General features: G+C 60.1%; 5 protein-coding genes. 2 read left to right on the top strand and 3 right to left on the bottom strand.

All coding sequences use genetic code 11. The annotated features are described in order from the left end of the window. Positions 1–269: 269 nt before the first annotated feature. Positions 270–1,226: a hypothetical protein gene (locus ACGYK2_RS16290; RefSeq protein WP_394374345.1), complete on the top strand. Its 957-nt coding sequence runs from the start codon at positions 270–272 to the stop codon at positions 1,224–1,226. A 92-nt stretch (positions 1,227–1,318) separates the two neighbouring features. Continuing rightward, positions 1,319–3,685: an AAA family ATPase gene (locus ACGYK2_RS16285; RefSeq protein ID WP_394374344.1), complete on the top strand. Its 2,367-nt coding sequence runs from the start codon at positions 1,319–1,321 to the stop codon at positions 3,683–3,685. Between the two features lie 228 nt (positions 3,686–3,913). Here ACGYK2_RS16285 and ACGYK2_RS16280 read toward each other — a convergent pair whose 3' ends face one another. From ACGYK2_RS16280 to ACGYK2_RS16270, 3 genes are read right to left on the bottom strand one after another with little or no spacing between them, the layout of a single operon-like run. Further along, positions 3,914–4,666: an ABC transporter ATP-binding protein gene (locus ACGYK2_RS16280; protein WP_271689385.1), complete on the bottom strand. Its 753-nt coding sequence runs from the start codon at positions 4,664–4,666 to the stop codon at positions 3,914–3,916. Next, on the bottom strand, positions 4,663–5,607 hold the full coding sequence (locus ACGYK2_RS16275; RefSeq protein WP_271689386.1) for an iron chelate uptake ABC transporter family permease subunit: 945 nt from the start codon (positions 5,605–5,607) through the stop codon (positions 4,663–4,665). Before ACGYK2_RS16275 ends, ACGYK2_RS16280 begins: the two co-directional genes overlap by 4 nt. Beyond that, entirely contained in the window at positions 5,597–6,544 is a 948-nt protein-coding gene (locus ACGYK2_RS16270; RefSeq protein WP_209217408.1) for an ABC transporter permease, read from the bottom strand. The genes ACGYK2_RS16275 and ACGYK2_RS16270 overlap by 11 nt, the downstream gene beginning before the upstream one ends. Positions 6,545–6,548 lie beyond the last annotated feature (4 nt).

Raw genomic sequence — 6,548 nt, 5'->3', positions numbered from 1 at the left:
CATAAACCACGACGCATAACTGAGGGTGGGTCAAATCTCGGTGAAAATACCGGGTCAGTTCTCAGTGACAATCAACAGTTTTGCCTCTTGGAAGCCTACAGCGCGAACTTGGTCGTCATGAGCCTGCGCTGATCGGACGCGAAATCAGTTGCCGCACTATTCCTTTTGGTGCGCCTCGCACGGCTTCGATGCGGCAGCTTTCCTTCCCAAAACCCCACCCCACGACCGCTCCTTCCTCCGGGGCGCGACAGATTCGATTGGAGTCTTGAATGCCTATCACCAATTCTATCTACGCCTTTCCAATCGATGGAAAATTCCGACGAGTTCACCACGGACCCATTCTCGCGAATTGGAAGAAAGCCGCAGATGCAAAAGGCTTTGCCATCGTAGGCCGTGCCGTCAGTCATGAGCACCTCGTTCTTGGGTGCAAGACCTGTGGCTCGCCGACTCTGAAGCGCGTCAGCGTCGTTCGAGATCACAATCCAGAATGTCCTCATTGTATCCGAACGCGCCGCGAGAATGCCGCCGCGGGCTATGGTGCTACCCTTCTAGGACCTGACCCAAAAGGTAAGCGACGCTACGGCCTTTACGAGTTGCCCTGCGGCCATACCGATCGCCGGCAGCATACACGTGTCGAGACCGCCGCGGATGGTGGGCACAAGTTGAGCTGCAGTGTTTGTTTGAAAGCACGGTATGCGACAGAGGCGGAAGCGCAGGGCTGGCAGTTGATTGGCGAAGCGGAACGCAAGCATGCTAGCTATCGCCGATACGAACACGAATGTGGCTATCAGCAAGACGTCTTGGTTGCAAACATGCGACACGGCGACGTCGACTGCGCCGGCTGCGGTGAGAGCTGGACATCCAAGCCAAGCAAGATTTACCTCCTCCGCTTCCAGCTTCCGGAATTTCCGGTGATCAAACTGGGGTACAGCAGTAATCCGGAATTCCGGATGCGGCAGGTCCAGTACGATCCGTTGGTGACGAAAGGCGCCGTCATTCGCGACATTCCGGTAACGACGGGCCACCAAGCTATCCGCTTCGAAAAAGCACTGCACTCCTTCATTGCAGCATCTTGGCCCGACATGATTGTGCCACCCGCCGATTTCGAACCGCACCTTCGTACCATCAGTGAAATCTATGACCATCGTGCGGAGGCCTTTATTTCCGACCTTCTCGACGCCGTCATCGACGGTTGGGATCCGACTTCGGACATGCCTCCTTTCTGACCTCCTACTGATACCGTAGCGTAGCCGCGCTTTGCGCTGCGCCTCCTCCCTCCCAACGATTCCGGAACCTTTCCCCTATGGTACCACCATCATTGAACCCGCGCGCCAGCGCGCTCTCTCCGCATGTCCTCTCGATCGTGCGCCCTCTCTTGCGCCGCATTGCCCTCTGGCACCGCGACCGTGTCGCGGAAGCCCGCGTCATCAGCGGCTCACCTGCGGATTTTGACGCGGAGACCTGCGACCTCGCCGTCGGTACTGGCGTGCCGCCTAGTTTTGACGCGATACTCACACCGCTTCAGGCGCGTTTTGATGCGCTCTATTCTGCAACACCAGCGGCCTCTGCAATGACCGAGAGTGAGGTCGCGGATGCCATCGCAAAGGACTTTGACCCGTGGGCCGAGGAAATCGACACCCATCGCACCAGCCTTTTGCCTCAGCCTCCAGTGGCTTCATTGCTCTACGCCGCGCGCTTCGCGGCCTTGCTCCAAAGCGACAAAGACATCGAAGTGTTAACGAAGTCGCGGTCTTTCGCCCAGCTTGCGGTCGCATCCTCCCAAGACCTTAAAGCTGTACGGCGCGAGATCGAGCGGATCCTGGAGTGGCTTTCAGACTTGGATCATCATTTGGATAGCCGCTGGCGCGGCTTCGAAATTGTCGTTCAACAAAAGGCGCTGACGGGCTCCAAAAGCGAAACGGAGAAGCGGGAAGAGCATTTTGAGAATGCCATCGCTTCTGCGGTTCGCATGGGGAAGAAAGTAATCGTTCTCACCCAGGGCCTCGCTTCTCTTCCCCCCGTCGGACGCGCGATGTGTCAAGATGCGCTCCACCTCCCGCCGCTATCGGCTGAAATCTGGATTGAGGTCCTGCGGGTCACGCATTCTGCGACTGGCGAGGTTGCCACGGAAAATCTCCTCATGCTGCTTTCGGAGTCCACTTCTCTTGCCGCCTTGCCGCTCGCAGTGATTGAGAGCGCATTCCGCGAACCGACGACGCTCACTGTCGCAAAAGCCCTTGCGGAAGCAGCGGCCCGCATCCGGAAACCTACCGGAAAAACCCTAGAAGATGTTGTGCTGAATGACGCGGCACGCGACCGCATGGACCGTTTGGTTGCTGACATCGAAGCGTGGCGGTCCAGAAACCTGGCGTGGTCAGAGGTCTCCGCTTCCGTCCTTTTGTATGGCCCGCCGGGAAACGGTAAAACGTTGCTCGCAGCGGCATTGGCGGGTTCCCTTGAGGTGCCTCTGATCTCGACAAGCTATTCCGATTGTCAGCGGCATGGCCATCAGGGTGACATGCTTCGCGCACTGACTGACAAGGTTAACGATGCCATCCGGAACGCCCCCAGTGTATTCTTCCTCGACGAGTTGGATTCCTTCACCCACCGGAACGTGCCAAGCCGCCGAAACGATTACATTGTCGGCGTGGTCAATGGGCTGCTCGAACACCTGTCGGTGCTCAACGACACGCCGGGTGTGGCTGTGGTTGGGGCAACGAACTACCGCGATATGATTGACCCGGCGATCATCCGCACTGGACGCTTCGACGCCCATTTAGAGATCGGATATCCGGAGCGCGCCGCGATCATCCGCATTCTCGCGAAGGCTATCGGAAAGGACGAAGGCCGATTTGACCTTGCGCCCCTCGCAGATCAGCTGTTGGGAGCATCCGGAGCCCAGGTTGCGGGGATTGTTCGCGAAGCGCTCGGATTGGCCCGATCAGAAGCCGTTGAGTTGCAGGATCGACACCTGCGGGATGCCGCATCAAGGATCGCACCGCCTCATGATCACGAACTGATTTGGCGAACCGCTGTCCACGAAACCGGTCATATCGTCGTTGCTCATCATCTCGGCCTCCCACCCGCTAAAAAGGCTATGCTGACAAACACCGGCGGATCCGTCGAATTTCCGGAAAGCCCCTTGGAATGCCAGAACACTGTCCGGCACCGGATTGCGACGCTGATGGCTGGGCGAGCCGCGGAAAAGGTTATCTTGGGCACTGCTTCTAACGGGGCCGGGCTTGGCCCTAGCTCGGATCTCGCCGAAGCAACGCGCCTCGCTGGCCGCGCCCTATTCGAATGGGGCTTGGGTACTCAGCTTGCGCACATTCCGATCGATGTCACACTGCGGTACGGAACCGCACACGCTGCAAACGCCGATGTGGAGAATTGTTTAGGAACCGCGGAGGAGATCGCCCGTGAGATTATCCAAACCTACCGAAAAGATATCCTTCGGATTGCAGTAACGATGGTCGAAGAGCGTGAGTTTTCAGCCGATCGCATTTCAGAACTCTTATGCGGAAAAAACAAGAATTGCCGAAATTCGGTTGTTGACCGGCGCGCATCAACGGGTCTGCAAGCCTTCGGTCCAGCCACGGCAATAGCTAAGCACCGCGGCTTCGAGGCGATTAGTCCACGGCTTGAAAAGTTTCACAAATGGTTGCACAGTTGGTTGCACATATAGAAAAATGAGCATGCTTCGATGGGTTTAAAAATGAGCAATAACAAAAGCTTGACTGCCTAGGTCCGAAATCCGCTCCGATCCCTACCGCCGGAGCCAATCTCTCCTAGAGATCAATTAGATAAAGCCGCCTCCGCAGGCGGTTTTTCTTGTTCTCAGGAGGGGATGGAATGCTCTTCTTGTAGCGCAGAGATGGGTTCCGACCTTAGCCAATCGCCCCTTGCCCCCCCCTCAAACAGCCACCACAACCGTATCCCCAATACGATGCACCCGGGCCGAAGTCCCATAAACCTCCGAAAGCATCGCATCCGTCACAACCTCTCGCGCTGCACCGTGATGCGTGATCCGTCCGTCCTTCATCGCCACGATCTGATCGGCATAGGCGGCGGCGTAATTGATATCGTGCAGCACGATCACGATGGTCCGGTCATGGGTGCGGGCGAGGTCTTGTAATGTGTGCATCAGGCCGCGCGAGGCCGCGATGTCGAGGTTGTTAAGCGGCTCGTCGAGCAGGATATAATCGGTCTCCTGCGCAAAGGTCATGGCCACCTGCGCGCGCTGGCGTTGCCCGCCTGAGAGCGTGTCGAGGCGGCGCTCGGCGAGGGGGGCAAGGTCGAAGGTGGCCAGTGCTGCCTCCACCCTTTCGCGGTCTTCCGCGCTCGGGCGGCCCTTGTGGTAGGGGTAGCGGCCAAAGCTCACCAACTCGCGGACCGTCAGCAGGGGGGCCGCATCGCTGGTTTGGGGCAGGATGGCCAAGCGTCGGGCCAATGCGTCGTTCGCGCAGGCGCCGATTTGCAGGTCATCGACCATGATCTGCCCGTGCTGAAGCGGGATCAGCCGGGCGATCAGCGACAGAAGCGTCGATTTCCCCGCGCCGTTGGGGCCGATCAGCGCCGTGATCCCGCCGCTCTGCAAGGTCAGATCGATCTCGCGCAGGGTCGGCTTGCCGTCCCGGTCGTGGTTCAGGTCACGGATGGTGATCATCTGGGTTTCCTCCGCAGCAGCAGGATTAGAAAGACAAGGCCGCCAAGCACATCGACGATGACGACAAGCGGGGTCGAGGAGCGCAGGGCGCGCTCCAGCACCATCTGCCCGCCGACCAGCGTGATGGCCGATACCAGTCCCGCCGAGGGCAGCATGATGCTATGAAACATCACCGGGGTGATCTGCCGCGCGACGCTGACCACCAAGAGGCCGAGAAAGGCCATCGGCCCCACCAGCGCGGTCGAGACCGAGACGAGGATCGACACGAGGACCAGCACTTGGAACATGCCGCGCTTCGGGTCTTCGCCGAGATTGACGGCGCTTTCATCGCCCAGCGACAGCACGTCGAGCCGGTGGCGCATCCGCCAAGCGGCGATCAGCGCGCCGCCGGTCAAGAGGGCGGCGAGGGTGAGAAGCGGGGTATCGACGCGGCCAAAACGGGCAAAGGCATTGGCCTGTAGGACCATGAATTCATTGGGGTCGATGACCCTTTGCAGAAAGCTTGAGACCGACCGGAACAGCCCGGCAAAGATGATGCCCGTCAGGATCATGCGAAACAGGTCATGTCCGCCGCGGCGCAAGAGAGTGCCGAAAAGCGCCAGTGCGGCCCCCATCAGCAGGAGGCTGTTCACCAGAAACTGCGCAATCTCAGGCAGTTGGGTAAAAGTCTGGCCGCCGAGCACGAAGATCAGCACCGTCAGCGTCAGCAGATAAAGCGCATCGAACCCCATGACCGAAGGCGTCAGAATGTGATTGCGGGTGATGGTCTGGAACAGCACCGTGGCGGTCGAGACCGAGACGGCGACCAGCAGCAGGGCGATCAGTTTATTGGCGCGAAACGATAGGACAAAGCCCCAGTTCCCCCGCGCGCCGAGCCCGAGATAGAGCGCGATGCAAAGGCCCAGCAGCGCCAGAAGCCACCAAAGACGCTTAGGATACATGGCGTTTCGGCCCATGCAGCAACCACAGGAACAGCAGGGCGCCCACCACGCCGAATACCGTGCCTACGGGGATCTCATAAGGATAGCGGATCAGCCGCCCGAGAATGTCGCACAGCAGCACGAGGCCCGCGCCGGTCATCGCGGTGAGCGGCAGGCTCCGCCGTAGGTTGTCGCCTGCCAGCCGGGCCACGATATTGGGCACGACCAGCCCGACAAAGGGGATCAGACCCACTGTCACTACGGTTAGGGCGGTGACGATGGAAATGGCCAGCAGCCCGAGCACCATCGTCTGCCCGTAGTTCAGGCCAAGGTTGATGCTGGCCGTGCGGCCCATGCCGATGATCGCGAATTGATCGGCGGCGAGATAGGTCAGCGCCGCCACCAGCGCCACCAGCCACAGCAGCTCATACCGGCCTTGCAACACGCCGGAGAATTCACCGTTCATCCAAATCTCGACATATTGCAGCAGGTCCGCCTGATAGGCGATGAAGGTGACCGCCGCCCCAAGGATGCCGCCGTAGATCAGCCCCACCAGCGCCACCAGCAAGGGCTGGGTTGGGGGCAGGCGCTGCACGATGGCCAGAAACCCCGCGCCCGCCGCAAGGGCGGTGAGGGAGGCGAGGACCATCTTGACGAAGATTGAGGCCCCCGGCGCGAAGAGGGTGACCAAAAGGATGCCAAGCGCCGCGCCTTGGCCCGTGCCCGCGGTCATCGGTTCGACGAAACGGTTGCGCACCAGCATCTGCATGATGGCCCCGCTCACCGCCAAGGCCCCGCCCGAGATCACCACGGCGATGGTGCGCGGCGCGCGGCTGACCACCAGCAGTTCCAAGGCCGCCGGATCAGACCAGAGCGCCGCCCAGGACAGGTCGATCACCCCGACGAAAAGCGAGGCGACCGACAGGACCACAAGGAGACAGGCAAGGGCAAGCGCCACGGGC

This window comes from Sulfitobacter sp. 1A10359, assembly GCF_043558145.1.
In the GTDB taxonomy this organism is placed as follows: domain Bacteria; phylum Pseudomonadota; class Alphaproteobacteria; order Rhodobacterales; family Rhodobacteraceae; genus Sulfitobacter; species Sulfitobacter faviae.
This window is presented reverse-complemented; position numbering and strand designations above follow the sequence as displayed.

Excerpts from the sequence above, each read along its gene's own strand:
- ACGYK2_RS16290 (WP_394374345.1), top strand. The coding sequence starts at position 270 with ATGCCTATCACCAATTCTATCTACGCCTTTCCAATCGATGGAAAATTC.
- ACGYK2_RS16280 (WP_271689385.1), bottom strand. The coding sequence starts at position 4,666 with ATGATCACCATCCGTGACCTGAACCACGACCGGGACGGCAAGCCGACC.
- ACGYK2_RS16275 (WP_271689386.1), bottom strand. The coding sequence starts at position 5,607 with ATGTATCCTAAGCGTCTTTGGTGGCTTCTGGCGCTGCTGGGCCTTTGC.